Genomic DNA, 25,743 nt, shown 5'->3' with positions numbered 1-25,743 from the left:
GGACAGGTACTTGTTGCGCGCATATAGATAACATGTTAACTATTGCCCGACAAAAACAATAAGCCATTGTGGAGACACCCATGGGTATCCAACAGAGTGCACAACAGGGGCTCGACACCTGGAACCGCGACTTGCGTGCCATGTGCGGCCACTTCGACACCGAACTGGCCTTCAACCGCTCGCTGTTTATCGGCGAGTTCTCCATGCTCGCCAGCGGCGGCCTGTCGTTGGCCAGCCTGCGTACCAATGCCGGGTTGATCAAGCGCCAGGCGACCAACCCCGACCGCGATAACGATCAGGATTGCTTTTTGGTCAGCCAGCGCAGCGGCTATTCGCAGATCGTGCAGAACGGCCAGCGGGTGCAACTGGCTCCTGGCGAACTGCTGCTGATGGACTCGGTGGGCTCTATTGAAATCACCCCATTCGGCTTGATCGAGCATATCTCGCTGTCGTTGCCGCGCACCCAGGTGTGCAAGCAGATGGGCAGCCAATCAAAGACCTTTGGCAAGATCTCCTCCAGCAAAGCCTGCGGGCGCATGTTGCATGTGTTGATGGACCAGTTGTGCAAGGGCAGCGAGGGTGCCGAGGACGAGGTTGAGGCGCTGCAGTGTGCCTTTGTGTCACTGCTGGGCTCGGCCCTGGAGCAGGACGATGACGCGCGCGAGGACGTGGCCGCGTTGCAGGGCAACAACCTGCGCAGCTACGTGCAGAAAATCATTGATGAGTCTCTGAGCCAGCCTGGCTTGAGCCCGGTGGGCCTGGCCAGCCGCTTGAACATCTCGGTGCGCCATTTGTACCGGCTGTTCGAAGAACAGGACGACAGCGTCTGCCGCTACATCCAGCGCGCGCGGCTCAAGCGCAGCGCCGATGACTTGATCAACCCGTTCCTGCGCAGCGAGTCGATCACCTCGATTGCCTACAAATGGGGCTTCACCGATTCTGCGCATTTCAGCCGTTCGTTCAAGAAGCAGTTTGAGCAGTCGCCCAAGGCGTTTCGCAGTAGCCGGTTGCAGCAGGTGGTAGGAATGGCCTGACCGCGACTTATCAATCAGCCCACCCCCAATGTGGGAGTGGGCTTGGTGTGGGAGCGGGCTTGCCCGCGATTGCTGAGTGTCAGATTAGAAGTACTTAACTGATCCACCGCCATCGCGGGCAAGCCCGCTCCCACACCAAGCAACGCAGTTATGCGACCGCGAAGTAGTGCTTGACGAAACTCTCGCTGACCACTTCCCACAGCACGGGTGTGCCCTGGGTCACGAACCAGCTGTCACCGGCCTGGTAGCGGGTGGTTTGGCCGGTGTTTTCGTCGGTCAGGCGCACCTCGCCGGTGACCACTGTGGCTTGTTCATGAAACGGGTAGACCATGCGGAATTTGCCCTGGGTGGTGCCGAAGTAGGCGCTGCTGACTTTGTCGGTGGGCGCACCAAAAGTCATTTTGCCGAAAGCCTTGAGCTCGCCGGCGAGGATCTCGGAGCCGAGATCGGCAACGGTGCCCCAGGCGTCGAGTTCAGACAGCTGGATATCTTTCTTGAGGGTAACGAGGGCCATACAGTTGCTCCTGAGGGATAAAAATGGAGTTAGCGGCGACCATTCCAGTAACCGGACAGTTGGTGCCAGGATTTGCCGGCGGTCAGCAGCAAGGGGCGGATTGCGTCCTTGCCGATAATCGTCGGGCGGTGGATTGAGCTGACCAGGTCATAGCGCGCCGAGCCTTCGCTCATGCCTTCGGCCAGGACCTTGCAGATGATGTGGCTGGGGGTGACGCCAAAGCCCGAGTAACCCTGGACGAAGAACGCATTGCTGCGCCCCGGCAGGGTGCCGATCTGGGGGAACAGGTTGGGGCTGCAGGCCATCGGGCCGCCCCAGGCCAGGTCGATTTTCACGTCCTTGAGGTAGGGGAAGATCTTCAGCATCAACTTGCGGTTCCAGGCTTTCAAATCGCCGGGAATGTGCTCTACCAGCGGCGTGGCGGCGCCGAACAGCAGGCGGTTTTCGTTGGTCACGCGGTAGTAGTCGATCACCGGGCGGATGTCGCTGTAGGCCCCGCGAATCGGGCTTATCCGCTGGATCAGTTCTTCGCTCAACGGCTCGGTCATCATCTGGAACGCGTAGGTGTTGATGGTCGAGCGATGCAGCTCCGGCTCCAGCTTGTTGAGAAAACTGTCACAGGCCCACAACAGCTTGCTGGCCTTGACCGAGCCGCGCCCGGTGCGCACGGTGATGCGCTCGCCATAGCTGACTTCCAGCGCCGGGCTGTTCTCGAAGATCCGCACGCCAAGGCCGGCCAGGGCGGTGGCTTCGCCCAGCAGCAGGTTCAGCGAATGCACATGCCCGCCGCCCATATGCAACAGGGCGCTGCTGTAGGCGTCGGAGCCGATGATCTGCTGGACGTCGGAGCCGCCGAGAAAGCGGATTTCATGCTTGCTGTTGATCGACTTGAAGTCTTTTTCCCAGGCCCGCAGGGTCTTTTCCTGACGGGCGTTGAAGCCCATATAGCCGTAGCCATGGCAGAAATCGGCGTCGATGTTGTACTTGGCGATCCGGTCTTTGATGATGTCGGCGCCCAGGTCACTGATCTCGAACACTTGGCGCAGGCCGTCTTCGCCGACGTCTTGCTTGATTTTCTCCAGGTCGTGGCCGATGCCGGCCATGATCTGCCCGCCATTGCGCCCGGTGCCGCCAAAGCCCAGGTAGCGCGCCTCCAGCACGACAATATTGGTGATGCCCTTTTCTGCCAGTTCCAGCGCCGTGTTGATCCCGGAAAAGCCGCCGCCGATCACGACGACGTCGGCCTCGATGTCCTGCTCCAGGGTGGGAAAGCTCAGGTTGTACTTCTTGGTCGCGGTGTAATACGTGGGGGTTTCAATAGTGATCATGGCGCAGCCTGAAAAGTGAAGGAAGGCTCTAAAGCAGATGTCTTCATTAGGGGCTTTGGCGGCAGCAATGTCTTGATCCTGCGTGCCGGGGCTTTTGATTCAGCGCGCCATGGACGTGCGCGACCATTAAGTTATAGCGCTTGCGCGGGGTGGGGATGTTAGAGTTTCGTTAAAACATTAACTAAATATCACGTGACCCTGACTCTATGCTCAAACCCCGGCAGTCCCTGACCCTCACTTTGCTACAGGCCCGCGAAGCGGCCATGAGTTTTTTCCGTCCCTCGCTGAACGAGCACGGCCTCACCGAGCAGCAATGGCGGGTGATCCGCATCCTCAATGAACACGATGAACTGGAGATTTACCAACTGGCGGAACTGGCCTGCATCCTCAAACCGAGCATGACTGGCGTGCTGGTGCGCATGGAAGCGGCGGGGATGATCCATCGGCGCAAGGCCGAGCAGGATCAGCGGCGGGTATTGGTGACCCTGGCGGACAAGGGGCGGGCGAGTTTTGCCTCCATGAGCCAGTGCATGGAGGCCAACTACCAGCGCTTGCAGGAGCAACTGGGGGAGGAGAAGTTGCAGACGTTGCTGGGGCTGTTGGATGAGCTGAAAAACATCAAGCGCTGAAACACGATCTCTCAAACACCACGCATCCAAAATGTGGGAGCGGGCTTGCTCGCGAAAGCAGTGGTTCAGTCACTGAATATATTGACTGACACACCGCTTTCGCGAGCAAGCCCGCTCCCACATTGGGTCCTGCGGCGTTTGAAGGTGATTAGTAGACGCCGCCAGTGCTCGCTGGCGCGGGTTTGTCTTTGAACTTGCCCACCAACCCCTGCAACCCACGCATCAGCACCGTGGTATCCACCCCCACCGCGACAAACCCCGCGCCCAGTTCGATGTAACGCCGTGCCAGTTTCTCATCGGCACTGAGAATCCCCGCCGCCTTGCCCGCCTGGCGGATCCGCGCAATGGCATCTTCGATTGCCGCTTGCACGTCTGGGTGCCCCGGATTGCCTCGGTGGCCCATGGAGGCACTCAAGTCCGCCGGGCCGATAAACACGCCGTCCACCCCCTCGACGGCGGCAATCGCGTCGAGGTTGGCCAGGCCTTGCAGGCTTTCGATCTGCACCAGCAGGCACATCTGTGCATCGGCCTGGTCCAGGTAGCCGTCGATGCTGTTCCAGCGCGAAGCCCGCGCCAGCGCACTGCCCACACCGCGTATGCCCTGGGGCGGATAGCGCATGGCGCGCACCAGCTCCCGGGCCTGGGCGGCGCTTTCGACCATCGGCACCAGCAGGGTCTGCGCGCCGATATCCAACACCTGCTTGATCAGCGCGGTATCGCCGATCACCGGGCGAATCACCGCCGCGCTGGGGTAGGGCGCCACGGCCTGCAATTGGCCGAGCATGCCGCGCACGTCGTTGGGGGCGTGTTCGCCGTCGATCAGCAGCCAGTCGAAACCGGCATTGGCCGCCAGTTCCGCGCAGTACGCGTCCGCCAGGCCCAGCCACAGGCCGATCTGCGCTTCACCGCTGGCGAGCCGCTGTTTGAAACGGTTGACAGGCATGTCCATGAATCAGTCCTCCAGGGGTCAGACGAAGCGGCAGGAAATCGAACCGAGCATGTCGTAGTCGACATGGAAGGTATCGCCCGGGCTCGCCGCCACCGGCCGGGTAAACGAGCCGCCGAGGATGATTTGCCCCGGCAGCAAGGTGACGTCGTAGGGCGCCAGCTTGTTTGCCAGCCAGGCCACACCCTTGGCCGGGTGGTTGAGCACGGCGGCCGAGACCCCGGACTCTTCGATCACGCCGTTGCGGTACAGCACCGCCGGCACTTTGCGCAGGTCGATTTCGGTTGGCCGCACCGCGCGGCCGCCCATGACAACGCCGGCATTTGCGGCGTTGTCGGAGATGGTGTCGAACACTTTGCGCGTGGCCTTGGTGTGCGGGTCGATCTGCTGGATACGCGCGTCGATGATTTCCAGGGCCGGGATCACCCACTCGGTGGCGTCGAGCACATCGAAAATCGTGCAGTTGGGGCCCTTGAGCGGTTTGCCGAGGATGAAGGCCAGTTCGACCTCGACCCGCGGCACGATAAAGCGCTCGAACGGAATGTCGGTGCCTTCCTCAAACAGCATGTCATCGAGCAGCGCACCGTAGTCCGGTTCGGTGATGTTCGACGACACCTGCATCGCCCGCGAGGTCAGGCCGATCTTGTGCCCGACCAGCTTGCGGCCGCCCTTGATCTTCTGGGCGACCCAGGCGCGCTGGATGGCGTAGGCGTCCTCGATCGTGATCGCCGGATGCTCAAGGGAAAACTGGCGTACCTGTTCGCGGCTGCGTTCGGCATGGTCCAGCTGGGCGGCGGCTTGCAGGATGAGCTGTGGATCAAGCATGACAAGGGTCTCTTACTGAGGGTTGACGATGGCAGCGTTGGTGCGCAGCACCAGCAGGCCGCCAAGGGCGATAAACAGCGCCAGCACGTACAGGGCGAGGCTGGCGCTCTGGGTGGTGTCGCGCATCCAGCCGATCAGGTAGGGCGCGAGGAACGAGGCAATGCTGCCAAACGAGCTGATCATGGCGATCCCGGCCGCCTGGGTGCAGTTGGACAGGAAGGCCGGCGGCAGTTGCCAGAACATCGGCAGCGCGGCGCTGGCGCCCATGCCGGCGACGATCAGGCCGCCCATCACCACCAGCGAGTTGCCCGGTGCCAGGCCGGCCACCGCGATCCCCGCCGCCGCCATCAGCAATGGCACACACAAGTGCCAGCGGCGTTCGCGGTTGCGGTCCGAGGAGCGTCCGCAGCCGATCATGAAGAAGCAGCCGGCCAGGTACGGCACGGCGCTCAGCAGGCCGACCTGGCTGTCGCGGCCGATGCCGGCGCCATGGATCAGGGTGGGCATCCAGAACGCCAGGGTGTTGACCGCCAGCATCACCGCAAAATAGATCGCTACCAGCAGCCACACTTGCGGGTCGCGCAGGATGCCGCCAAAGGAGGTGATGGATTTGCGCTTTTCCTCGGTGCTCAACTGTTCGCGCAATTGTTGTTTCTGCGCAGGCTCCAGCCATTTCACTGTTTCAAAACTGTCCGGCAGGTACTTGAGCACCACCAGGCCCAGCAGCACCACGGGTGCGCCTTCGATCAGGAACATCCACTGCCAGCCGCGCATCCCGCCGAAGTCGTGGAAGTTCTCCAGGATCGCCCCCGAGAGCGGCCCGCCAATCACCCCGGCCATGGGCACGGCGATGGCGAACAGGGCGGTGATCTGCGCACGTCGGCGCGCCGGGTACCAGCGGTTGAGAAACACCAGGATCCCGGGGAAGAAACCCGCTTCGGCCACGCCCAGCAAAAAACGCAGGACGTAGAAGCCGGTGGAGCTTTCGATCCACAGCATGCTGGTGGACAGGATGCCCCACACCACCATCAGGCAGGCGATCCAGCGCCGTGGCCCAACGCGGTCCAGGGCCATGTTGCTGGGCACGCCGAACAGCGCGTAGGCGATAAAAAACAGACCGGCCCCGAAGCCATACACCGTGTCGCTGAAATGCAGATCGTTGCTCATCTGCATCTTGGCGAACCCGATGTTGATCCGGTCCAAGTGGGCAAACAGGTAACAGATCAGCAACAACGGCATCAGGCGCCAGGTGACAGTGCTGTGGGTGCGATCATGCTCGGCAAGGGTGACGCTGTGGGCGGTATTGGCTGTGCTCATGATGTTGTACTTTTTGTCTGAGAGGCCGTTGGGGGAGGCGGGGGGTCAACCCGCCTGGTTGCTTAAAAACGCGTGGACGTTGTTCTGTTTGAAATTCAACTGCGGGTGCAGCTCGACCATCTCGAAGGACAGCGCCAGCAGCCGTTGTGCCTGCAGGGCGGCGAAGTGCTCGGTGATCACCATGAACAGGGTTTCAGCCACCGCCTGACGGGTAGGCAGGTCGCGACCGTGGCCGACCTTGAGGGTCATATGGACGAAGGCGTAGTCGTGTTTGCCATCGGCCATGCGCCAGGTGTCCAGGCGCACCGCGCGGCTGCGGATGCCGCCGAGGGGGAACACGCCACTGTCTCCCAGCACCTGGTGGACCTTTTCAAACAGCCCTGCCAGGTCGGCCTGGGGTTCGAGGTTGTCGGTGTATTCGGCGATGAAATGCGGCATGCAAAGCCTCCTTCTGTAGGCGATTTAATGTGGGCGCTGTGTCGCCGGGCGAGGCTGCGCCCACATCTGCGGGTGTTGTATTCAGAGCGGGAAAATGGCGTTGATCTGGCCGGTGCCGGAGCTGCCGAACGGCTCGGTGATGATCTCGGCCGGGCGGTTGTACTCAGGCCCGCCGAGCAAGCCCAGGAGCATCGCGGTGTCGTGCATCTTGCCCTCGCCAAAGCAGTGTTCGGCATAGTCCGGGAGCATCGCGCAGAACTCCTTGAAGCGGCCTTCGCGCCACATCTGCACCACGTGCATATCCACTTGCTTGTCGAACTCGCGGGTCCAGTTGTGGATATTGGCTTCGGCTTCGCGGTCGTCGGAGAAGCGGTGCGACAGTGACCCGGAAGCCAGCACCAGCACCTTGCGATCACTCTTCTCGATGGCGCGGCGCACGGCGGCACCGAAGGCGAAGCTGTCTGCCAGGCGATGCCAGGCGCACCAGGCGGCGATGGAGATCACCTTGAATTTCTGCTCTTGGGGCACGTCCATGTGCATGTAGCGCATGGGCACCAGGGTGCCGTATTCCAGCTCCAGGCTCGGGATGTTGTGGTTCATGGTGCGCACCCCGGCCAGGTTGGCTTCGGCGGCAATCAGTTCACCCAGTTCCGGGCAGCCGGGGTAGGCGTACTCCATGTTCTTGATGAAGTGCGGCAGCTCATTGCTGGTGTAGGTGCCCTGGAAGCGCTCGCCACCGTTGACGTGATAACCGCTGTTGACCAGCCAGTGCACATCGAATACCACAGCGGTGTCGGCCCCCAGTTCACGGGCGCGGCGCCCGATCTCCTTGTGCCCGGCAATCGCCGCCTCGCGGCAACCGTGGTGCTTGCCCGGCAGTTCCGACAGGTACATGGAAGGCACGTGGCAGATTTTCGCCGCCAGGACTACTTCACCCATGATCATTCTCCTGATTTCATTATTCTTGTTGGTGCGCTACGGACCCTGTAGGAGCCAGCCCCGGCGGGTTACACGCCCCAGCGCGGGATGTGGTGGCTGCCCATGGAAATGCACACGTTCTTGATCTCGGCGAACACTTCGAAGCTGTACTGGCCGCCTTCACGACCGGTCCCCGAGCCCTTGACCCCGCCGAACGGCTGACGCAGGTCGCGCACGTTCTGGCTGTTGATAAACACCATGCCGGCCTCGATGCCACGGGCCAGGCGATGAGCCTTGCCGATGTCCTGGGTCCAGATATAGGACGCCAGGCCATACTCGGTCTCGTTGGCCAGTTGCAGGGCCTCGGCTTCGTCCTTGAAGGGAATCAGGCACACCACCGGACCGAAGATTTCTTCCTGGGCGATGCGCATGTTGTTGTTGACATCGGCGAACACGGTTGGCTGGATAAACTGCCCGCGTGCCAGGTGCGCCGGCAGGTTGGCCGGCCGCTCCAGGCCGCCTGCAACCAGGTTGGCGCCTTCTTCGAGGCCAATCTTGATGTAGCCGGTGACTTTGTCATAGTGGGCTTGCGTGATCATCGAGCCCACCTGGGTGTTCGGGTCTTGCGGGTCACCGACAATCAGGCGTTTGGCGCGGGCGGCGAACTCGGCGACGAACTGCGGGTACACGCTCTCCTGGATAAACACCCGGCTGCCGGCGGTGCAGCGCTCGCCGTTGAGCGAGAAGATGGTGAACAGCGCGGCATCCAGGGCCCGTTCGAGGTCGGCGTCTTCAAAAATCAGCACCGGCGACTTGCCACCCAGCTCCATGGAGTACTTTTTCAGGCCGGCGGTCTGCATGATCTTCTTGCCGGTGGCGGTGCCGCCGGTAAAGGAAATCGCCCGCACATCCGGGTGACGCACCAGGGCATCACCGGCGGTGGCGCCGTAGCCCTGGATCACGTTGAGCACGCCCTTGGGGATCCCCGCTTCCAACGCCAGGCGTCCCAGTTCGTTGGCGGTCAGCGGCGACAGCTCGGACATCTTCAGTACCGCCGTGTTGCCCAGGGCCAGGCACGGGGCGGTCTTCCAGGTGGCGGTCATGAACGGTACGTTCCATGGCGACACCAGCGCGCACACACCCACCGGTTGGTACAGGGTGTAGTTGAGCATCTGGTCGTCCACCGGGTAGCTGTGGCCGTCCATGCGCGTGCAGACTTCGGCGAAGAAATCAAAGTTGTGCGACGCCCGAGGGATCAGCACGTTCTTGGTCTGGTGGATCGGCAGGCCGGTGTCCAGGGTTTCCAGTTCGGCCAGGTGCGGTACGTTCTGCTCGATCAGTTCGCCGAGCTTGCGCATCAGGCGCGCGCGCTCCTTGGCCGGGGTGTTGGCCCACTTCGGGAAGGCTTCCTTGGCCGCAGCCACGGCCTGGGCGACTTCTTCGGCGCCACCGCTGGCCACTTCACCAATCGCCTCGCCGGTGGCGGGGTTGTAGTTGATGAAGGTGTCTTTGCTTTCGACCTCACGGCCGTTGATCCAGTGTTTGATCATGGGGTTCAAGCCTCTTTCCGGGCGGCGAAAAAGTCCGCCTCGCTGACAATTCGGTTGACCAGGCGGCCGACGCCTTGCACTTCCACCACCACTTCATCCCCTGGCACCACATCGGCCAGGCCTTCGGGGGTGCCGGTGGCGATCATGTCGCCGGGTTGCAGGGTCATGAAGCTGGACAGGTATTCGATCAGGTAGGGGATATCGAAAATCATGTCGCGGGTGCTGCCTTCCTGGCGCAACTCACCGTTGATCCAGGTGCGCAGGGTCAGGTTGCCTGGGTCCGGCACATCGGCCACGTCGACCATCCATGGGCCGACCGGGGTGGTGGCGTCGCGGTTTTTCACGCGCAGGTTGGGGCGGTAGTAGTTTTCCAGGTAGTCGCGGATCGCGTAGTCGTTGCACACGGTGTAGCCGGCCAGGTACTCCAGGGCGTCCTCGCGCTTGACGTTGCGCGCCGGCTTGCCGATCACCGCCACCAGCTCGCACTCGTAGTGCATATAGGCGATGTTGTCCGGGCGCCAGGTGATCTGGTTGTGCCCGGTGTAGGTGCCTGGCGACTTGATAAAGGCCAGCGGCTCGGTCGGCGGGGCGAAGGCCAGCTCGGCGGCATGGTCGGCGTAGTTCAGGCCCAGGGCGAACATATTGCCGGTGGCCGGTGGCAGCCACTCGACCTGGTCTTCGGCCAGCAGCCGGCCATCGGCCAGGCGCACAGCGTTATCGGCTTCGACGTGGACCTGATGGACCTGGCCTGCATAGCGGATACGGGCGTGTTTCATGGGTGCTCCTCGGCCTGGATGTGGTTGACCAGGCGGCCCAGGCCGCTGATCTCGACTTCGACGGTGTCGCCGGGCTGCACATCCACCCGGCCTTCAGGCGTGCCGGTGATCAGCACATCGCCCGCATGCAGGGTCATGAACTCGCTGATTTCGGCGATCAAGCGGGGAATGTCGCGCACAAAATTGGCCGTGGTGTTCTGCTGGCGCAGCTCGCCATTGACGAACAGCTTGAGGCTCAACTGATGGGGGTTGGCGATCTGCTCGCGGGCCACCAGTTCAGGGCCCAGGGCGCAGAACCCGTCGCGGCACTTGGCTTTGACGGCGGGGCGGTAGTAGCTGTCTTCCGGCAGGCTGAACTCATTGACGATGACGTAGCCCGCCACGTGCTCCAGGGCATTTTCCACGCTGACGCGGCTGGCGCTTTTGCCAATCACCACGCCCAGGGCAGGGCCCGGTTGCAGGCGTTCGCCGTGGGGCTGGAGCACGATGCCGTCATGGCTGTTGCGGGTGTTGGGGGTCTTGATAAACAGCACCGGCTTGACCGGCGGCTTCTGGTACGGCGGCTGCTCGAATTCGGCGAGACGCTGGTTCAGCAAGCCCTGGTAGTTCAGCGCGACGCCGAACAGGGTGCCGCTGGCAACATCATGCAGGGTACGGCTCATGGATTTCTCCTGGCGATGGCGACTGCTCTGGAGGCAGTTCGTTAATGTGTTAACGTTATAATTAATATGTTAACTACCGTCAAGCGTGGCAAAATCATCGGGTGCAAAAAACAATAAAGAGGCGCCTGTGAAACCGATCCCCAACATCAACATCGGCCAGGTCTACGACCAGCGCTACAGCGATGCCGACGTGCATTACGACCGGCTCGGCAACCTGGCGGGGTTTTTCGGGCGCAATATGCCCGTGCATCGGCATGACCGGTTTTTCCAGGTGCATTACGTCAAGAGTGGCGCCGTGCGGGTCTACCTCGACGATCAGCAGTACCTGGAATCCGGGCCGATGTTTTTTCTCACGCCGCCCACGGTAGCCCATGCCTTTGTCACCGAAGCCGATGCCGACGGCCATGTCCTGACCGTGCGCCAGCAACTGGTACGGGCGCTGATTGATGCCGACCCGAGCCTTGCGCCCGGCCCGCAGATACCGCCCGCCTGCGTCGCGCTGGCACGCCTGGCACCCACGTTTGAGCCCGAGATCAAGCGGCTGGAGTGGCTGTTCGACGAGCTGTGCAACGAGGTCAACAGCACGGGCGCCGGGCGGGCGACAGCCCTGGAAAGCCTGACCCGCCTGATCATGATCAGCCTGCTGCGCCTGTGCGCCAATTCCCTGGAAGCGCGCCCGGCGCGCCACGAAGACTTGCGCATCTTCCATCGCTTCAATGAACTGATCGAAGACCACTATTTGCTGCATTGGCCGCTGTCGGCGTACGCCGAGCACATTGGCGTGACCGAGGCGCGGCTCAACGACGTATGCCGGCGTATTGCCGACCTGCCGTCCAAGCGCCTGGTGCTGGAACGGCTGATGCAGGAAGCCCGGCGCCTGCTGCTGTTTACCGGCAGTTCCGCGAATGAAATCTGCTACCAGTTGGGGTTCAAGGACCCGGCCTATTTCAGCCGGTTCTTCCAGCGTTATGCACAGATGACGCCGGGGGAGTACCGCCTGCGTCAATCGGGCCTGCGTTGATCACCACAGCGCCAGGCTGTAGCCGACGATGATGCGGTTTTCGTCGATATCACTGGTCAGGCCGTTGCTCGACCGCAGGGTCGCGTTGCGCAGCCTGACGTTGACGTTTTTCAGCGGCCCGCTCTGCACGGTGTAGGTCAGGTCGGTATCGCGCTCCCATTCGCGGCCATTGTGCACGCTGGCGGTCTGCACATGGCCGCCGTCCACATAGCGCGTCATAAAGGTCAGCCCCGGCAGGCCGAGGGCGGCGAAGTTGTAGTCATAGCGCGCTTGCCAGGCATCGGTCTCGGCCTTGGTGAACACATTGATGGTTACCAGGTTGACCGAGTAGGGGTCCATGCCGGGGTAGGCGAAATCGCCATGGCCTGACAGGTTCTGGTAGCCCAGGCCGAACTTGTGCGCCCCTGTCGACAGGCTCAGCATGCCGTTGAAGAACCGGTTGTCGATGCGCCCGCCATCCACCCGCGAAGCGCCGCGCAATTCATGGCTGCCCTGTTCGCGGGTATCGAAGTAGCGCAGGTCGCTGCGCAGGCTCATGCCGTTGCTCAGCGGCAGGTCATGCACCAGGCCGATGAAGTGCTGGCGGTAGATATCCTGCATCTGTGCGTAGTAGTAAGTCGTCGCCAGCTGTGGGGTGATTGCATAGGTGCCGCCGGCCAGGTCCAGGTGGTTGCTGTCGACGCCGGCATAGCTCATCGCATCGTTGCTGGAAGAGTCGCGCAGGTTCTGTTTTTCCAGGCGGCCCAGGTTCAGGGTCAGGCCGGCGATGTCCTGGGAGGTGAGCAACTCGCCGCTATAGGTCGAAGGCAGGAGCCGGGTGTCGTTGTAGGCGGCCACCGGCAGTTGCGGCTGCAGGGTGCCGGCCTTGAGCACGGTTTTCGAGACCCGCACCTTGGCCGTCAGGCCCAGTTCACTGTAATTGTCGACGGGCTGCTGGCTGGCGCCATACGGCAGCAGCCCGGTGCCACGGCGGTCGCGGCTGGAGTCGAGCTTGACCCCCAGCTCACCCAGGGCATCCACGCCAAAGCCCATCCGGCCTTCGGTGTAGCCCGACTCCAGGCGCAGCACAAAGCCCTGGGCCCACTCATCGGCCTTGTTCTGCGGCGCGTGGGTTTGGCGAAAGTCGCGGTTCATATAGAAGTTGCGCAGGTCGAGGCTGGCCTTGCTGTCCTGGATAAACTCGGCGTAGGCGCTCAAAGGGCTGAACGTAGCGCACAGGCCAGCGCTGGCCGCCAGGGGAAGGAGGCGCAAATGCATGACAGATTCCTTTTGTTGTTTTTGTAGGTATCGCCCTTCGGATCGCTGAAGGGAGTGGCATATTGTTAACATGTTATATTTATTATGGGTAGACAATTTGCGCTGCTTTAAAATAATTCGTGTCGAGGTTAACGAGTTTGTGTGGCGGCCGGCTTGCATGCCCGTGGAGCCGACCCTAAGCTTCGACGCTTCGATCTCTTTTGTGCGTGAGCCATGTCCACTCCCAGACCTTCCCTGACGCTGACCCTGCTGCAGGCCCGCGAAGCCGCCATGGCGTTTTTCCGGCCGTTGCTCAATGAACATCAATTGACCGAGCAGCAGTGGCGGGTGATTCGGATCCTGCGCCAGCAGGGCGAACTGGAGAGTCATCAGTTGGCGCACCTGGCCTGCATCCTCAAACCGAGCATGACCGGCGTGTTGGCGCGCCTGGAACGCGACGGCATCGTGCGTCGGCGCAAGTCCAGCGAAGACCAGCGCCGGGTGTTCGTGACCCTCACCGAGCAGGGGCAACAGTGCTTCGTCGAGATGAGCGCGGGGATGGAAAGCAACTACCAGAAGATCCAGGAACAGTTCGGCGAAGAGCAATTGCAGCAACTGCTCGACTTGCTCAACCAGTTGAAAAACATCAAGCCCTAAGCTGTTGCCGGCGATGGCGCCTCATACCGCGCCGCACACAGGTTGAACACTCATGGAAAGACGGCAATTCAGCGGCGGGATGAAAGGCAAGAACCTGCGCTACCTGAACGAAACCCCGGGCCAGGCCCAACGCCAGGTGCGTGCAGGGTTTGTGTTGCTGGAACACTTTTCCCTGCCGGCCTTCACCCAGGCGCTGGACACCCTGATCACCGCCAACCTGCTGCGCCCGGGGTTGTTCACTTCACGCACGTTCGGCCTGGACGAGCAGGAGGTGATCAGCGACCTGGGCCTGGTGATTCGCCCGGACGCGCGCCTCGACCACAACGCCCTGGGCGACCTTGATCTGTTGGTGATTTGCGGCGGCTATCGCACCCAGCTCAAGGCCGGTGAAAGCTTTATCGAACTGCTCAAGGCTGCAGCGCAACAGGGTGTGATCCTCGCCGGCCTATGGAACGGCGCGTGGTTTCTGGGCAAGGCCGGGGTGTTGGACGGCTATCGCTGCGCCATTCACCCGGAACATCGTCCGGCCCTGACGGAAATCGCCAAGGCCACCCAGGTCAGCAGCGAGCCCTATGTGATTGATCGCGACCGACTGAGCGCGTCCAGCCCTTCGGGCGCGTTCCATATGGCCCTGGACTGGATCAAGAGCCTGCACGACAAGGCGCTGGTGGAGGGCATTGAAGATATCCTGGCGTTTGAGGAGTCGCGTTACCGGCGGATCAAGCCCGCCGAAAATATCTGCGTGAGTGCGCCGCTGCGCGAGGTGGTGCGCCTGATGGATGCCAACCTCGAAGAACCCCTGGCCCTGGAGCAACTGGCGGTGTATGCCGGGCGCTCGCGGCGCCAACTGGAGCGTTTGTTCCGCGAGCAGTTGGGCACCACACCGCAGCGCTACTACATGGAGCTGCGCATCACCGAGGCCCGGCGCCTGCTGCAGCACACCGAACTGTCCCAGGTCGAAGTGCTGGTGGCCTGCGGGTTTGTGTCGCCCAGCCACTTCAGCAAATGCTACAGCGCCTACTTCGGCTACCGGCCTTCAAAGGAAACCCGGCTGGTGAAGTAACCCCCCATTTCTACGCGGAATGCGTCGCCGGTTTGCTCGCCGGTGCGCGCTTGACGCAATGCGCCAGCGCCTGCTCGATATCCGCCAGCAGGTCTGCGATATCCTCCAGCCCCACCGATAAGCGCACCAGTCCTTCGGCAATCCCGTGCTGGGCACGTTCCTCCGGGGTGTAGGTGGAGTGGGTCATGCTGGCCGGGTGCTGGGCCAGGGATTCGGCGTCGCCCAGGCTGACTGCGCGGCTGAACAGCTTGAGCGCGTTCATGAAGCGTTTGCCGGTGGCGATGCCGCCCTTGAGTTCAAAGGCAATCATGCCGCCCGACAGTTTCATCTGACGTGCTGCCAACTCGTATTGCGGGAAGGAGCGCAGGCCGGGGTAGGTCACCGACTCGACTGCCGGGTGGGCCTGCAAGGCCTCGGCCACGGCCTGGGCATTGCTGCAATGGCGATCCATGCGCAGGGCCAGGGTCTTGAGGCCGCGCATCAATAGAAAGGCGTCCTGGGGCGACAGTACGGCCCCGGTCAGGTCCTTCAAGCCCTGCAGGCGAATGCGCTGCGCCAGGTCATGGCGGCTGACGGCGATCCCGGCAGTGATATCGCCATGCCCGCTGAGGTACTTGGTGGCCGAATGCACCACCACATCCGCGCCCAGTTCCAGCGGGCGTTGCAGGTACGGAGTGCAGTAGGTGTTATCAACCACCATGGTCACGTTGGCTTGCTGGTGAGCGATCTTCGCCACGGCGGCAATGTCGATCAATTGCAGGTTGGGGTTGGCCGGGGTTTCGCAGTAGATCATGCGGGTCGCGGGGGAGAGTGCGGCACGCAGGGCGTCGAGGTCTGCCAGGTCGACATGGCGCACCTTGATGCCGAATTCACCAATGCCATGGTGCAGCAGGGCGAAAGTACAGCCGTACAGGGTCTGGCTGACGATCACCTCATCGCCGGGGCGTAATAGGGTCCAGAAGGTCGCCGCAATCGCGCCCATGCCGGAACTGAACGCCACTGCGGCCTCGCCGCCCTCCAGGGTGGCCATGCGTGATTCCAGCAGCGCCAGGGTCGGGTTGGAAATGCGCGTGTAGAAGTGCCCGCTTTCTTCACCGGCAAAACACCCTGCGCCGTATTCGGCTGTCGGGAAGGCAAAGGTCGCCGACAGATAGATCGGCGGCACCAGGGCACCGTGATGGTCTTGCGCATCGTAGCCGTAGTGAATGGCACGGGTAGAAAAGCCGAATGTGTTGTGTTTATTGTGCATGTCGGACACTCCTTATTTCCTACAATGCTATGCTCATAACCGAGGCAGAACGTTGCCTACTTTGCCGAGAAAAGCCTGTGGCGAAGGATGAAATCCCATAAAAATAACAACTTGAGGCAAGACATGCCCAGCAGCCTGGACCGTACCGACAAAGCCCTGCTCAACGCCCTGCAAGGCAACGCTCGCCTGACCGTCGCCGAACTGGCCGAGCGCGTGTCCCTGACCACCTCGCCCTGCTGGCGAAGGGTCAAGAACCTGGAAGACAGCGGCGTGATCAGCGGCTACCAGGCGATCCTCTCGCCCAAAGCCCTGGGCTACGGGGTTACGGCCTTCGTCAGCATCATGATGGATACCCATTCCAAGGAAATCGCCCGGGCGTTTGAACAGCGGTTGCTGGACATCCCGGAAATCGTCGCCTGCCATAACGTGTCCGGCCGCTATGATTTTTTACTGGAAGTGGTGGCCAGGGACCTGGAGTCCTTCGGCGAATTTGCCCGTGAGGTGTTGCAGACATTGCCGTGTGTGAAGGAAATCTACTCGAGCTTTTCCTACAAGTCGGTCAGGCCGTTGCGGGTGATTCCGTTGCCGGGATGACGAGGCACTCGTGGGCATTGCGCAAGGCCGTGGTGCTTTCCTGCCGGCTTAAGAGATAAATCGTATTTCTTGCTCCGCTGTGACCCTTCAAGCCCATACGGTACTGCCGGATGCTAAAGGGCAGGGGGGCGATGTCTGGTTTGTAAGCAATGATAAAGATATGTCCGTGCCCAAAGCCCAGCCTGGTGATGCCGGTCGCCATACGCTCATCCATGAACTGGGCCACGCAATGGGGCTTACGCACCCCGGCAACTACAACGGCATTCTCGATCGTTCGAAGATCGACTCCCATGAAGACTCTCAAAGCCATAGCGTCATGAGCTATCGGGGCGAATGCACGACCTATGCCAATCATGGGGGCTTTCGGGCATCGGCTCCCCAGCTCGACGATATTTACGCTTACCAATCCAAATATGGCGTCAATCACCAGACCCGCAAAGACGACACCACGTATGGCTTCAATTCCAATACCGGTCGTGACTTCCTGAGCGTCAATACCAAGCACGACAAAATGGTCGCCGCCATTTGGGACGGTGGCGGCAATGACACGCTTGACTTCTCGGGCTACAGCCAAGACCAGAAAATCAGTCTTGAAGAGGGTACGTTTTCCGATGTGGATGGCCTAAAAGGCAACGTTTCCATTGCTTATGGCGCCACTATCGAGAATGCCAAGGGTGGGACAGGCAACGATTGGCTGGTGGGCAACGCCGCGAATAACGAACTGCGCGGTGGCGATGGCAACGACTCCAGCGCCACGGCACCGGACCGGATCCAGGACTTTGTCAGCGGCGAGGACAAGGTTGACGTGTCAGGTATCAGGGCGCAGCTGGGTGATAAACCGTTGCAGTTGGTCAGCCGTTTTACCGGGGTGAGCGGTGAAGCCATCGTCGCCTATGACCGACAGTCGAACATGAGCACGTTGCAGATTTCGGGAAAACCCAACCAGCCGGCCTTTGTCCTGGAGGTGCAGGGAGAACTGCAGCGCAGCGATATCGTGAGCTGATCGCTAAAGGTGTCCAAGGACGGTGGGCCAGTCCTGGCTATTCAGTACACCCAGCACCTTGAGCTTGCCATGCGCATTGATTTGAACGAACAGTGAGCTGCCATATTCGGCGCCATCAGCGTGGGGGTAACCCAGCACCCGCTCCAGGTCACCGATGCATTCGCTGTGGGTGACCAGCAACAGGTTGCGCCCAGGGCGTTTGCGTACCGGCAGATCGTGGGCGAGGGCCGTGCCACATAAGGTCAAGCGGTCGGGCAATATCTGGGCATCGCCGAACATGAGTCGCGAGGTTTGCACGGTACGCGTGGTCGGGCTGCTCACCACATCGCTGTGGGACATGCCCAGGGTGTGGAACGCGCTACCCACGGCGACGGCCGAGACACCGCCGGGGCGGCTCAAGCCATCCGCAGGGCCCAGGCAGGGGTTGCCAGAGCGGTCGCAGCGTTCTTCATGGCGTACCAGCACGATCAGGTCGCCACTGCGCCAGGCCGCCAAGGCTCCCGAGGTGACCAGGCGATTGTCGATTCCCAGGTTCGGTGGCGTGGTTGGCCAGAGCATTGCGCCCATCACCACCAGGCACAGGGCGATGAGCGCAACGAAACGCAGCCATAACTGCTTGAAGGTTTTCGCCCGGCCCTCATCCGGGCAATTTATGTCAACCACACTCTTCACCCTGACACCTGAGATACAGCCGTTTGTGTTGCTGGGCAATTTAGGGGGCGGGGCGTGGTCGGCCAGTGAAAGCGATGTGAAAAAATTGCCTGGGTGGCTAGGGATAAGTCCCTCGCAACAAGGTCAGTTTCTCCTACAGCACTGATCACATCCTCCTTGCATCTATTTGAAAAAATACTGTACATGCATACAGCATTATCCTACAGTCCATCCCAGGTGAACGGATTTCACCGCGCACCGACGCCACAATTTTTTAACTATGGATGGATAAAAAATGAAATCGAAAAAAGCCTTTATGCTGGGCGCGGCCATGGCGGCCTCCTGCTTCGTTTCGGCCTTTGCCCTGGCCGAACAATACCCTTCGCAAGCCCCAGCCAAACTCTCCGCTCAGGCAGTCAAGCAAGCGGTCGATCAAGTGCTTAAAGTGGGGGGCAAGGTCCAGTCGTCGAAATTGTCGGTCGAACTCAAGCAAAAACTCAAGGCGGCCAAGGCAGCCAAGCCCAAGGCCCTGGCGAGCAAAGCCGCAGCCAGCGCTGCGCCCTTTGAGGCGGTGATCGGCGAGTTGCAAAAGCCGCAGCAGGATCAACTGCAAGGCGCAGCGATCGCGGCTTTTACCCCACAGTTTCCGACCCTGGATATCAACACCCTGTACACCCTCACCGGGGTAGAGACCGGGGCCGAAATCGCCTATCACTTCAACCTGCCGAAAAACGCTCGCATCCAGGTCCAACTGCTGAACCAGAGCGCCGGTACCGATATGTCGTTGAGCCTGTTCCATGACGATGGCCAGGGCAACCTGACGCTGCTGGGCACCTCTGATAACGCAGACAGCGCTGATGAATACCTCAACGGCGTGATGCCTGCCGGCGATTACTACTGGTACATGGTGGCCAAAGCCGCGAGCAATTCGCAGTTCAGTTTTGGCGTGGCGGTGGACAGCAATATCGACGCCTTCGAGCCCAACGACACCGCGCAAACCGCGTTCGCCCTGCCGGATGCCCTGAACCAGGTGACCGGCAACCTCGACAGCGTCAACGATGTCGATTACTTCGACTTCACCGCGCTGCGCGGCCAGGGTGTGGGCATGTTCCTTGGCGATGACGGCGAGGGCACCCGCGACCAGTGGATCTTCGAGCGCTTCGATGGCAACAATTGGGTGGTGATCCAGCCAAACAACACCTCCACCTACCCCAACCTCACGCCTGGCTACACCGTCAAGGTTCGGGTGCGGGCCAACCCGGCAGTGGCGCTCAACCCGCAGGCGCGATACCTCTTGTCTTTTGGCTCGGCGCCGCGACTGAACCAGAGCAATGTGAATGGCGATAACGTGGTGCGCATTCCCAGTTCGATCATGCAACTGGCCACCCAGGCTGCCCGTAGCCTGAGCTGGAGCACCCAATGGTCGGACAGCACCGGTGAGCCGTTGCGGGGTGTGACCCCGGTGCTGCGGGTCGACAAGCGCTTCGATAACACCATCAACTACCACTGGGTCAATTACGAGGCCAAGACCGGTATCACCGGCGCGGCCTCCGGCAATGTCGACCTGGGCACCTGCTCCGGCGATCTCAATGCGGTCTACCCGGACAGCTCGTCCGGCCAGACCTACAACTGGCGGACCTGGTTCAACATGGGCGGCTGGCGCATCGAGCTCAAAGAGTTCCCCGGTGTTGGTGTGGGCGGCAACATCACGCAGTACGTAAGCCTGGGGCATATCTGCAGCCAGACCATCGTGCGCTAACCGAAAACGGCTTGCCGGCGATCGCCGGCAAGTCGGCTTCTACAGCGCCAGTTTCAGTGGCAAGCGGGCCATGCTGGTGTTCTTCAGCGAGCCCAGGTACAGCCAGTCGCCATGCTCGCGCGCCGTGGTCACCGGCGAATAGTTGCCGGCACTGCCATCCTGCAAATTAGCGATCACCTGGCCATGCACGTCCAACCCCAGTACAAAGGCTTTGCGCTCAACGGGCTTGGGCAGCACCAGCAGCGCACGTACCACCATCTTGCGGATCGCCGGGTAACCGGCCAAGCCATCAAGCAGCGGGTTACGCGGTGAATACAGGGCTACCCAGAACCGATCCCGGCCGTTGAAGGTGAGGTTGTCCGGCAACCCTGGCAGGTTGTCGATAAACAGGTCATGGGTGCCCGCCTTGTCGCCCTTGAGCCAATAGCGACTGATGCGATAGGCCCCGGTCTCATTGACCAGCACATAGGCCTCATCCGGCCCCAGCGCCACGCCGTTGGCAAATTGCAGTTGATCGAGCAACACCTCGGTCTGGCCGTTGCTGAAGTCATAGCGCAACAAGCGGCCATCGCCACCATGCTCGATCACCGCTTCACCATCCTGGCCATAGCCCCAGCGGCTCGACGCGTCGCTGAAGTAGGCGTAGCGCCCGGCCGCATCCACCGTCACATCATCGGTAAAGCCGAAGGGCAGGCCATTGGCGCTGGTCGTCAGGCTGGTCAGTTTGCGCTGGTCGTCCAGTGCCAGCAGGCCCTTGACCCCGTCGGCAATGATCAGCCGCCCGTCCGGGTGTTGCGCCAGGCCCAGCGGCCGCCCCCCCGGTATGGGCCAGCACCTCCAGGGTCTGGCTGTCGGGTGCGGTGCGGATGATCCGCCCGTCATGCAGGCCGGTGATCAGAAAACCCTCAGCATCCACCAGCAACGCTTCAGGCCCGTCGATGCCCAGGGCACCGATACGCTGGACGTCCTTCAGGCGCTGGTTTTCGCTGTAGGGCCCATCCTTCAGCGAGGGTGCCTTGGGTGGTGTCCAGTTGACCGGTTGCACCTGGGTGGGCATCAGCAGCAGGAAGGCCACGACGACGATCAATACCAGGAGCAGCAAGTGACGGATTTTTTGATTCATGGTGTGTCCCGAGGGGCTTTGGAGGGGGGCGTGACCGGCTCCCAGTGCAACGTGCCGAACAGATAGTCCATCAGCGGCAGCACAATGTTGAAGTTGCGCCCTTGCATCAACTCACGGCGGTGGTGCAACGCGTGGAGCTGGTTGCATGTGCCGGATCCACGGCAGGCGTGCCAGGGGATGGTCGGAGGGCAGATGTTCACAGGCATGGAAGGTTTCGTAGAGCAGGTAACCGAGGATCATACACCCGGCGAACAACCCCGCCACGTTGGGGTTTAACTGCTTGAGCAGCCACCAGGCGGGGAGGGTGATGGCAAGGCTATGGACAACGATCAGCCAGGCGGGAAACAGGATCACCCGCCAGTCCCTGGTGCTGTCGTAGGTCATATGGCCAGGGGTGAAAAAACTGTGGTGATCGCCGGTGTGGCGTGCATAGAACAGCTTGGCGACAGCGTGTTTGTGATGGCCCAGGTGGCGGTGGACGAGGTAGATGCACAGGTTGAAGAACACCTGGGTCAGGGGGATGGTCAGCCATTCCCAGACCTGAATGTGCTGGGTGCTGCCCCAGGCCAGGAGGATGCAGGACAAACCGTAGAGCAGTACAAAACCGGCATGCAGCCACGGGTTATAGCGTGGGTGGACAGCGGCACGGTAGCGTTCGCGAAAGGCCTCGGTGGGATGGGTCATGGCGTCGCTCGTTGTATTTTTTGTTGGTGAGTGAGCTTAGTCCGGCCTGAGGATTTTGCGAGCTGAGCTTGCCCCTGTGGGCGCTGGTTTGTCGGGTCGCCACATCGCTGCGATCGCGCCAGTAAGAACACCCCGGGTGTGCGCCTTAACGACCCACGCGAGCATGCCCACACCCACAAGGGATATCGCAAGGGGCTTGCACCCACCTCATTTCCTTGCTAGCTTCTGGCAAAATGTTAACGATAACATTTGCTCTAAAAATAAAAACAAAACAGAGAACCACGCCATGAAAATGCTTCGCAAAACCCTGTGTTTGTTGGCTTTAAGCATCTCCACCGTCGCCCTGGCCGACACCAAGCCTGCCCCCATGCGCATCGGCGCTTCCTTCCAGGAAATCAACAACCCGTACTTCGTCACCATGAAAGACGCCCTGCAAGAAGCGGCGGCGACCATCGGTGCGCAATTGATCATCACCGATGCCCGCCACGACGTGTCCAAGCAGGTCAGTGACGTGGAAGACATGCTGCAAAAGGGCATCGACATCCTGCTGATCAACCCCACGGATTCGGTCGGCGTGCAGTCCGCCGTCAAATCGGCCCACGCCGCGGGTGTGGTGGTGGTTGCAGTGGATGCCCAGGCCGAGGGGCCTCTGGATTCCTTCGTCGGCTCGAAAAACTTCGACGCCGGCTTCCAGGCCTGTGAATACCTGGCCAAGAGCATCGGCGACCAAGGCAATATCGCGATCCTCGACGGCATCGCCGTGGTACCGATCCTCGAGCGCGTGCGCGGTTGCAAGGAAGCCGTGGCCAAGCACCCGCAGATCAAGATCGTCAGCATCCAGAACGGCAAGCAGGAACGTGACCAGGCGCTGAGCGTGACCGAAAACATGCTCCAGGCCCAACCCACCCTCAAGGGCATTTTCAGCGTCAATGACAACGGCTCCCTCGGCGCACTGTCGGCCATCGAGGCCAGCGGCATGGACGTCAAGCTGGTCAGCGTCGATGGCGCACCGGAAGCGATCAAGGCCATCCTCAAGCCAGGCAGCAAGTTTATTGCCACCTCGGCGCAGTACCCCCGCGACCAGATCCGCCTGGCCTTGGGCATCGCCCTGGCGAAGAAGTGGGGCTCCCATGTCCCCGCCAGTATCCCGGTGGACATCGCCCTGATCGACCAGGCCAAGGCCAAGGATTTCAGCTGGTAAACCGTCCATGCCCCACGTCAATCGTGGGGCACAGGGCATCCTTCTGAACGAGAGGTCGGCGGTATGAGCAGTCTTTTGCAACTGGAAAATATCTGTAAGCGCTACCCCGGGGTGCAAGCCCTCAAGTCCATCAACCTGCAGGTGGAACGCGGCGAAATTCATGCCTTGCTCGGGGAAAATGGCGCGGGCAAATCGACCCTGATGAAAATCCTCGGCGGCGTCGAGCACCAGGATGAAGGGCGCATTCTGATTGACGGGCAGGCCCGGCACTTTGCGACGTATCGCGATGCGATTGCCGCCGGTATCGGCATTGTCTTCCAGGAGTTCAGCCTGATTCCCGACCTCACGGCCGTGGAGAACATTTTCCTCGGCCATGAGTTGAACAACCGCTTCGGCCTGCTGCGCAAGCGCGATATGCATGAGGCGTCCCAGGCATTGTTTCAGCGCCTGGGGGTGAGCATCGACCTGCAATGCCCGGTGCGGCGCCTGAGCGTGGCCGAGCAGCAGTTCGTCGAAATCGCCAAGGCCCTGGCCCTGGAGGCGCGGCTGCTGGTGCTCGATGAACCCACCGCGACCCTGACGCCGAGCGAGGCCGAACTGCTGTTCGAGATCATGCGCGAACTCAAGCGCCAGGGTGTGGCGGTGATTTTTATCTCGCACCATCTGGAGGAGATCTTCCAGGTTTGCGACCGCATCAGCGTGTTGCGCGACGGCGGCAATGCTGGCGTCACCGACGTGGCCGACAGCGATATTGACCGCCTGGTGGAGATGATGGTGGGCCGCAAGCTGGAATGCAGTTTTCCCGCCAAACCCACCGCCGCGCGCGGGCCGCTGCTGCTGGAGGTCAGGGATATCCAGTTGCAGCGCAATGGCCCCCACAACCAGTTCCACCTGCACCAGGGCGAAATCCTCGGCTTTGCCGGGCTGGTCGGTTCGGGCCGTACCGAGCTGGCACTGGGGATGATGGGCGCACTGCCGTCGGTGACCAAGGATGTGTGGTTGCGCGGCGCCAAAATCAGCCTCGACGACCCGGCCCAGGCGTTGGCCCACGGCATCGGCCTGTTGCCGGAAAGTCGCAAGAGCGAAGGCCTGATCACCGATTTCAGCATTCGCGAAAACATCTCCATCAACAACCTGCACAAGTACCAGGGCGCCAGCGGCCTGATCGACAAGGGCAAGGAGTGCGCCAGCGTCGAAGCGTTGATGCAGCAACTGTCGATCAAGGCGCCGAGTGGCGAAAGCCGGGTGTTCAACCTGAGCGGCGGCAACCAGCAGAAAGTGGTGATTGCTCGTTGGATCAACCATCACTGCGATGTGCTGGTGTTCGATGAACCAACCCGTGGCATCGACGTCGGCGCCAAGGCACAGATCTACGCGCTGATGCGCAAGCTCACCGAGCAAGGCTACGCAATCATCATGATTTCCTCCGAACTGCCGGAAATCATCGGCATGTGCGACCGCGTCGCCGTGTTCCACAAGGGCGCCATCGTCAAGGTACTGGAAGCGTCCGCCGTCAACCCACAAGAGGTCATGCGCCATGCAACAGGGGGCTCAAGTGAATACGTCCATTAACCGCGCAGGTACCCAGGGGTTACGGCTGAACCTGGCACGACTGGTGCGCTCGCCGGCGTTCTATCCGTTTATCGGGCTGCTGGTGGTCACGGCGGTGATGATCGTGGCCAGCGACAACTTCCTCACCGCCAGCAACCTGTCCAATATCGGCCGCCAGGTGTCGATCAACGCGATCATCGCGGTGGGCATGACCTGCGTGATCCTCACCGGTGGTATCGACTTGTCGGTGGGGCCGGTGATGGCCTTGTCCGGCACCCTGACCGCCGGGCTGATGGTCGCGGGCCTGCCGCCGGGCCTGGCGATTGGCGCGGGCCTGTTGATCGGCGTGGCCTTTGGTATCGGTAACGGGCTGTTCGTGGCGTACCTGCATATGCCGCCGATCATCGTCACCCTGGCGACCATGGGCATCGCCCGGGGTTTCGGCCTGATGTACACCGATGGCTATCCGATTTCCGGGCTGCCGGAGTGGTTTGGTTTCTTTGGCCGCCAAAGCCTGCTGGGCATCCAGGTGCCGATCCTGATCATGCTGGTCACCTACCTGGTGGCCTACGTGCTGCTGCAACACACACGCATCGGCCGCTACATCTACGCCATCGGTGGCAACGAAGAGGCGGTGCGCCTGTCCGGGGTGCGCGCGGCGCGCTTCAAGTTGCTGGTGTATGGCATCAGCGGCCTGACCGCAGCGATTGCCGGGCTGGTGTTGACCTCGCGCCTGATGAGTGGCCAACCCAACGCCGGCATCGGTTTCGAGCTGGATGCGATTGCCGCGGTGGTCCTGGGCGGCGCCTCGATTGCCGGTGGGCGCGGGGTGATTGTCGGCACCTTGCTCGGCGCCATGCTGTTGGGCGTGTTGAACAACGGCCTGAACATGCTCGGGGTCTCGCCCTATGTGCAGAGCGTGATCAAGGGCGCAATTATTCTGCTGGCGATCTTTATCAGCCGTCAGCGCCACAAGTAAAAAAACCAGCACCTCAACGCGGCCGCCGTGGCCGC

General features: G+C 61.5%; 24 protein-coding genes and 2 pseudogenes. 11 read left to right on the top strand and 15 right to left on the bottom strand.

Going from position 1 to position 25,743, the window contains the following annotated elements; genetic code table 11:
* Positions 1 to 80: 80 nt before the first annotated feature.
* Positions 81 to 1,034: a transcriptional regulator FeaR gene (feaR, locus tag PSH80_RS17290; RefSeq protein WP_169990037.1), complete on the top strand. Its 954-nt coding sequence runs from the start codon at positions 81 to 83 to the stop codon at positions 1,032 to 1,034.
* Between the two features lie 148 nt (positions 1,035 to 1,182).
* Here feaR and PSH80_RS17285 read toward each other — a convergent pair whose 3' ends face one another.
* Positions 1,183 to 1,548 (bottom strand): cupin domain-containing protein, encoded by a 366-nt coding sequence (locus PSH80_RS17285; RefSeq protein ID WP_057441665.1) that lies wholly within the window; start codon positions 1,546 to 1,548, stop codon positions 1,183 to 1,185.
* 29 nt (positions 1,549 to 1,577) lie between these two features.
* A complete protein-coding gene (locus tag PSH80_RS17280) occupies positions 1,578 to 2,876 on the bottom strand; it encodes an FAD-binding oxidoreductase (RefSeq protein ID WP_057441663.1) in 1,299 nt (432 codons plus the stop codon).
* A 206-nt stretch (positions 2,877 to 3,082) separates the two neighbouring features.
* On the opposite strand from PSH80_RS17280, the gene hpaR (PSH80_RS17275) reads away from it, so the two are divergent.
* Positions 3,083 to 3,505, top strand: coding sequence for a homoprotocatechuate degradation operon regulator HpaR (gene hpaR / locus PSH80_RS17275; protein WP_305417674.1), 423 nt, complete (start codon positions 3,083 to 3,085; stop codon positions 3,503 to 3,505).
* A gap of 148 nt (positions 3,506 to 3,653) precedes the next feature.
* On the opposite strand, the gene hpaI is transcribed toward hpaR (PSH80_RS17275), so the two are convergent.
* The 8 genes from hpaI to PSH80_RS17235 all read right to left on the bottom strand — a co-directional run bounded on the left by hpaI (position 3,654) and on the right by PSH80_RS17235 (position 10,937).
* Positions 3,654 to 4,454 carry a 4-hydroxy-2-oxoheptanedioate aldolase gene (gene hpaI, locus PSH80_RS17270; RefSeq protein ID WP_057960124.1) on the bottom strand — a complete coding sequence of 267 codons (801 nt, stop codon included), beginning with the start codon at positions 4,452 to 4,454 and terminating at the stop codon, positions 3,654 to 3,656.
* A gap of 18 nt (positions 4,455 to 4,472) precedes the next feature.
* Positions 4,473 to 5,276 carry a 2-oxo-hept-4-ene-1,7-dioate hydratase gene (gene hpaH, locus PSH80_RS17265; RefSeq protein WP_057441657.1) on the bottom strand — a complete coding sequence of 268 codons (804 nt, stop codon included), beginning with the start codon at positions 5,274 to 5,276 and terminating at the stop codon, positions 4,473 to 4,475.
* A 12-nt stretch (positions 5,277 to 5,288) separates the two neighbouring features.
* Positions 5,289 to 6,593, bottom strand: coding sequence for an MFS transporter (locus PSH80_RS17260; protein WP_057960122.1), 1,305 nt, complete (start codon positions 6,591 to 6,593; stop codon positions 5,289 to 5,291).
* A 45-nt stretch (positions 6,594 to 6,638) separates the two neighbouring features.
* Entirely contained in the window at positions 6,639 to 7,031 is a 393-nt protein-coding gene (locus PSH80_RS17255) for a 5-carboxymethyl-2-hydroxymuconate Delta-isomerase (protein ID WP_057960121.1), read from the bottom strand.
* A gap of 81 nt (positions 7,032 to 7,112) precedes the next feature.
* On the bottom strand, positions 7,113 to 7,970 hold the full coding sequence (gene hpaD, locus PSH80_RS17250) for a 3,4-dihydroxyphenylacetate 2,3-dioxygenase (protein WP_057441719.1): 858 nt from the start codon (positions 7,968 to 7,970) through the stop codon (positions 7,113 to 7,115).
* Positions 7,971 to 8,038: 68 nt separating this feature from the next.
* On the bottom strand, positions 8,039 to 9,499 hold the full coding sequence (gene hpaE, locus PSH80_RS17245) for a 5-carboxymethyl-2-hydroxymuconate semialdehyde dehydrogenase (RefSeq protein WP_057441651.1): 1,461 nt from the start codon (positions 9,497 to 9,499) through the stop codon (positions 8,039 to 8,041).
* Between the two features lie 5 nt (positions 9,500 to 9,504).
* Complete coding sequence (locus tag PSH80_RS17240; RefSeq protein WP_057441649.1) at positions 9,505 to 10,275, bottom strand: fumarylacetoacetate hydrolase family protein; 771 nt, start codon at positions 10,273 to 10,275, stop codon at positions 9,505 to 9,507.
* A complete protein-coding gene (locus PSH80_RS17235) occupies positions 10,272 to 10,937 on the bottom strand; it encodes a fumarylacetoacetate hydrolase family protein (RefSeq protein WP_057441647.1) in 666 nt (221 codons plus the stop codon). The genes PSH80_RS17240 and PSH80_RS17235 overlap by 4 nt, the downstream gene beginning before the upstream one ends.
* A 127-nt stretch (positions 10,938 to 11,064) precedes the next feature.
* Here PSH80_RS17235 and hpaA point away from each other — a divergent pair, with 127 nt between their 5' ends.
* Positions 11,065 to 11,958 carry a 4-hydroxyphenylacetate catabolism regulatory protein HpaA gene (hpaA, locus tag PSH80_RS17230; RefSeq protein WP_057441645.1) on the top strand — a complete coding sequence of 298 codons (894 nt, stop codon included), beginning with the start codon at positions 11,065 to 11,067 and terminating at the stop codon, positions 11,956 to 11,958.
* On the opposite strand, the gene PSH80_RS17225 is transcribed toward hpaA, so the two are convergent.
* Positions 11,959 to 13,215 (bottom strand): OprD family porin, encoded by a 1,257-nt coding sequence (locus PSH80_RS17225; protein ID WP_305417667.1) that lies wholly within the window; start codon positions 13,213 to 13,215, stop codon positions 11,959 to 11,961.
* A gap of 213 nt (positions 13,216 to 13,428) precedes the next feature.
* Between PSH80_RS17225 and hpaR (PSH80_RS17220) the strand changes: the two genes are divergently transcribed.
* Complete coding sequence (gene hpaR, locus PSH80_RS17220) at positions 13,429 to 13,851, top strand: homoprotocatechuate degradation operon regulator HpaR (RefSeq protein ID WP_057441641.1); 423 nt, start codon at positions 13,429 to 13,431, stop codon at positions 13,849 to 13,851.
* Positions 13,852 to 13,903: 52 nt separating this feature from the next.
* Positions 13,904 to 14,914: a GlxA family transcriptional regulator gene (locus tag PSH80_RS17215; RefSeq protein WP_081044276.1), complete on the top strand. Its 1,011-nt coding sequence runs from the start codon at positions 13,904 to 13,906 to the stop codon at positions 14,912 to 14,914.
* 10 nt (positions 14,915 to 14,924) lie between these two features.
* On the opposite strand, the gene PSH80_RS17210 is transcribed toward PSH80_RS17215, so the two are convergent.
* Positions 14,925 to 16,163, bottom strand: a complete 1,239-nt coding sequence (locus PSH80_RS17210) for a methionine gamma-lyase (protein ID WP_115128595.1) — start codon at positions 16,161 to 16,163, stop codon at positions 14,925 to 14,927.
* Positions 16,164 to 16,286: 123 nt separating this feature from the next.
* Here PSH80_RS17210 and PSH80_RS17205 point away from each other — a divergent pair, with 123 nt between their 5' ends.
* Both PSH80_RS17205 and PSH80_RS17200 read left to right on the top strand, forming a co-directional pair.
* On the top strand, positions 16,287 to 16,757 hold the full coding sequence (locus PSH80_RS17205; RefSeq protein WP_032863716.1) for an Lrp/AsnC family transcriptional regulator: 471 nt from the start codon (positions 16,287 to 16,289) through the stop codon (positions 16,755 to 16,757).
* 166 nt (positions 16,758 to 16,923) lie between these two features.
* The gene (locus PSH80_RS17200) at positions 16,924 to 17,760 is read left to right on the top strand and encodes a M10 family metallopeptidase C-terminal domain-containing protein (RefSeq protein WP_305417663.1); all 837 of its coding nucleotides are present in this window, start codon (positions 16,924 to 16,926) and stop codon (positions 17,758 to 17,760) included.
* Positions 17,761 to 17,763: 3 nt separating this feature from the next.
* On the opposite strand, the gene PSH80_RS17195 is transcribed toward PSH80_RS17200, so the two are convergent.
* Positions 17,764 to 18,423 carry a histidine phosphatase family protein gene (locus PSH80_RS17195; RefSeq protein WP_239688434.1) on the bottom strand — a complete coding sequence of 220 codons (660 nt, stop codon included), beginning with the start codon at positions 18,421 to 18,423 and terminating at the stop codon, positions 17,764 to 17,766.
* Positions 18,424 to 18,706: 283 nt separating this feature from the next.
* Here PSH80_RS17195 and PSH80_RS17190 point away from each other — a divergent pair, with 283 nt between their 5' ends.
* Entirely contained in the window at positions 18,707 to 20,170 is a 1,464-nt protein-coding gene (locus PSH80_RS17190; RefSeq protein WP_120733579.1) for a hypothetical protein, read from the top strand.
* Between the two features lie 39 nt (positions 20,171 to 20,209).
* Here the strand turns inward: PSH80_RS17190 and PSH80_RS17185 are convergent.
* Both PSH80_RS17185 and PSH80_RS17180 read right to left on the bottom strand, forming a co-directional pair.
* A pseudogene (locus PSH80_RS17185) lies at positions 20,210 to 21,293 on the bottom strand (SMP-30/gluconolactonase/LRE family protein).
* Positions 21,290 to 21,977, bottom strand: a pseudogene (locus PSH80_RS17180) (sterol desaturase family protein). Before PSH80_RS17180 ends, PSH80_RS17185 begins: the two co-directional pseudogenes overlap by 4 nt.
* Positions 21,978 to 22,263: 286 nt before the next feature.
* On the opposite strand from PSH80_RS17180, the gene PSH80_RS17175 reads away from it, so the two are divergent.
* From PSH80_RS17175 to PSH80_RS17165, 3 genes are all read left to right on the top strand, one after another.
* Positions 22,264 to 23,178 (top strand): substrate-binding domain-containing protein, encoded by a 915-nt coding sequence (locus PSH80_RS17175; protein ID WP_057444288.1) that lies wholly within the window; start codon positions 22,264 to 22,266, stop codon positions 23,176 to 23,178.
* 63 nt (positions 23,179 to 23,241) lie between these two features.
* Complete coding sequence (locus PSH80_RS17170; protein WP_057960112.1) at positions 23,242 to 24,750, top strand: sugar ABC transporter ATP-binding protein; 1,509 nt, start codon at positions 23,242 to 23,244, stop codon at positions 24,748 to 24,750.
* Complete coding sequence (locus tag PSH80_RS17165) at positions 24,716 to 25,708, top strand: ABC transporter permease (RefSeq protein ID WP_057960111.1); 993 nt, start codon at positions 24,716 to 24,718, stop codon at positions 25,706 to 25,708. Before PSH80_RS17170 ends, PSH80_RS17165 begins: the two co-directional genes overlap by 35 nt.
* The last annotated feature ends 35 nt before the right edge of the window (positions 25,709 to 25,743 follow it).

Source organism: Pseudomonas sp. FP818, assembly GCF_030687335.1.
Lineage (GTDB): Bacteria > Pseudomonadota > Gammaproteobacteria > Pseudomonadales > Pseudomonadaceae > Aquipseudomonas > Aquipseudomonas shahriarae.
This window is presented reverse-complemented; position numbering and strand designations above follow the sequence as displayed.